Consider the following 2,127-nt stretch of genomic DNA (forward strand, 5'->3'; position numbering starts at 1 on the left):
GTGCTGCGTGCCGGGAATCGGCGGTCCAAGGTCGGATAGCTTCGTCATAACCATCAAACATTCAATTCGTCTAAAATGTTCCGGAACCATTTTAGCGAGCGCTAATTGAATCGCACTATGCGAGTCAGCGCATGCGTCTGAAGTTCATCAAGCCCATGGAGCCCGAGCTGGTCGAGACGCCACCGCAGGGCGACGAATGGCTCCATGAGATCAAGTTCGACGGGTATCGGACCCAAATCATCAAGGATGAAAACGGGATCCGGCTGTTCACCAAGAACGGTTACGACTGGACCGGCCGCTATATCGAACTTGCCGGAGAGGCGGAGGCGATCGAGGCGGAAAGGTTCATCATCGACGGCGAGACAATCACGGTCAACGAGGCCGGCCTGTCCGACTTCCAGGCCCTGCAGTCAGCCGTCACCCGTCGTAAGCCGTCGCGCGATCTGTATTTGGTGGCATTCGACCTCCTGCACCTGAACGGGCATGATTTGCGCAACATGCCGGTGGAAGACCGCCGCCAGATCCTGCAGGAACTGATTCCAGCCGTCGGCCGCATTCAGGTCAGCAAAGCCATGCCCGGCACCGGTGACGCGGTTTATCACCTGGTCGACAGGGCGGGGTTGGAGGGCATGGTCTCGAAGCGCAAGGACAGCGTCTATCGCAGCGGGCCGACGATGAACTGGCGAAAGATCAAATGCTATGCCGAAAAGGAAATGGACATTATTGGCGTGCAGCGCGAGGCTGGAAAGCCCGCAATGGTGCTCATGGCCGACAAGGGCCGCTATGCCGGCGGCGCTTTCGTTGCGTTTAAAGCTGACAAGCGCCAGCGACTTTGGGATCGCGTGCAAGGGAAGGTCGGCGGACCAGTGCCTATCGGTCTCAAGAAAGAAAAGGCCGAATGGCTTAAGCCTGGTCTGGTCGGTCGCGTGCGGTTCCTGAAGGGCGAGGAAAGGCTCCGCCACGCCAAGCTGCTGGACTACCGTGAGGAATAAGCTTGCGACAAGGTGCTGCCCATGACGCGGAACAGAACCGTGTGCCTGGCGTTGTGCGGAAGTCGACGTCTAGGAGAAACGGCATGGTGGCGCCACGCGCGGTCTGGAAGGGTTTTCTGAGGGTCGGTTCCGTGTCGTGCGGGGTCAAGATAGTGGGTGCCACCAGCGAGGCATCGAAAATCCACTTCAAGATTTTGAACCGCAGCGACGGTTTACCCGTGAAGAGTGCCTATGTCGACGAAGGCACCGGCGATGTTGTCGAAGCCGAGGATCAGATCAAAGGCTATGAGGCGGACAAGGGCGATTTCATCCACGTCGAGCCGGACGAGATCAAGAAACTGAAACTGACGTCCCAGCATACGCTTGATGTCGATTCCTTTGTTCCGGTTGCCGAGATCGACACGCGCTATCTCGAAAAGCCCTACTACTTGATCCCGGCAGATGGCGCTTCCCTTGAGGCCTTTGCCGTCCTGCGCGATGCGATGGCCAAGAAGCGCGTCGCGGCACGTTCCTGCGTCGTACTCTATCAGCGCGGCCGCGAAGTATTGATACAGCCGTTTGAAAAAGGAATGCTGCTGACCGAGTTGCGCACCCACAATGAGATGACATCGGAAGACACCGTCTTTAATGACGTGAGAAGCCCAAAATACGATTCGGATTTGCTCGAAATCGCGGGCCTCCTTATCGACAAGAAGGTGACGAAGTTTGATCCCTCGAAATTCGAGGACACCTATGAAGATGCGTTGATTGCCATGATCGACGCCAAGCGAAAGGGCAAAAAGCCTCCGAAACCGGCGCCAAAGCCTCAGGAGAACGTGGTCGAGCTGGCCTCGGTTCTTCGAAAGAGCCTCGCCAAGGAAGGCATCGGCCAAGACCGGCCAAAGGCCAAGAGCCGCAAATCGGCATAGTTAAAGATAGCATCCCACCATCACCGCGCATCACCCAGTAGTTTTAGCGCGCTCGCGCGTTTCCGGCGTCAGGCCTTCGGCCAATCTCACCGGCTCGTCGCACTGCGACGCTGCGGCAATCGGGAGGAAAGACCACCCGACGCGACAAATCGCGGAGGGCCGGATTGCCGTTGTGCCCGTAGCTACAGGTCTCGTCGTTTGGTCACTCCTTGTGACCAACTGGTCGG

General features: G+C 57.8%; 2 protein-coding genes. Both read left to right on the plus strand.

The annotated features are described in order from the left end of the window. The first annotated feature begins 131 nt into the window (after nucleotides 1-131). Entirely contained in the window at nucleotides 132-992 is an 861-nt protein-coding gene (locus tag EOA22_RS31375) for an ATP-dependent DNA ligase (RefSeq protein WP_127390497.1), read from the plus strand. A gap of 83 nt (nucleotides 993-1,075) precedes the next feature. Beyond that, nucleotides 1,076-1,900, plus strand: a complete 825-nt coding sequence (locus EOA22_RS31380) for a Ku protein (RefSeq protein ID WP_063170823.1) — start codon at nucleotides 1,076-1,078, stop codon at nucleotides 1,898-1,900. Nucleotides 1,901-2,127: the final 227 nt, after the last annotated feature.

Origin of the sequence: Mesorhizobium sp. M7A.F.Ca.US.014.04.1.1 (genome assembly GCF_003998745.1) — a bacterium.
GTDB classification, from domain to species: domain Bacteria; phylum Pseudomonadota; class Alphaproteobacteria; order Rhizobiales; family Rhizobiaceae; genus Mesorhizobium; species Mesorhizobium ciceri.